1 pseudogene is annotated in these 506 nt (G+C 80.2%); it reads right to left on the reverse strand.

The features are described from left to right. Nucleotides 1-506, reverse strand: a pseudogene (locus tag AE652_RS42930) (dihydroxyacetone kinase); the annotation flags it as partial.

Below are 506 nucleotides of genomic sequence, written 5' to 3' on the forward strand. Positions count from 1 at the left end.
CGGGCGGTCCGGGTCGGCGTGCAGGACGACGGCGCCGGCCTGCTCGCAGAGCTCGGCCAGGCCCCCGCCGGAGACGACCGAGAGCACCGCGCGGGCCCGTTCCTCGCGTTCGCCGCGCTCGGCGGCGGTGCCGGAGCGGGCGGCGGCCTCGGCGAAGTGGGTGATCCGGATCTGGTGCGGGCGCCCGGCGCCGACCCCGGCCTCCACGGCGGCGCCCGCGTCGTCCACGTGGACGTGCACGTTCCACAGGCCGTCGCCGCCGCCGATCACCAGCGAGTCGCCGAGCCCGCCGAGCCGCTCGCGCAGCGCGGGCAGCGCCTCGTCGGGGGCGTCCAGCAGGTAGATGACCTCGAAGGCGGGGTGGCCGGGGCCGGGCGGCCGCAGGTGCGTCTCGCAGCTCTCCACGGCCCGGACGTCCCCGCGCAGCGCGACCGGCCCCATCGGCTGCTGCCCGGCGACGGCGTCGGCGAGCGCGCCGAGGACGGCCACCAGGCCGCGCCCGCCGG

Source organism: Kitasatospora sp. MY 5-36, assembly GCF_001182915.1.
Taxonomy (GTDB): Bacteria; Actinomycetota; Actinomycetes; order Streptomycetales; family Streptomycetaceae; genus Kitasatospora.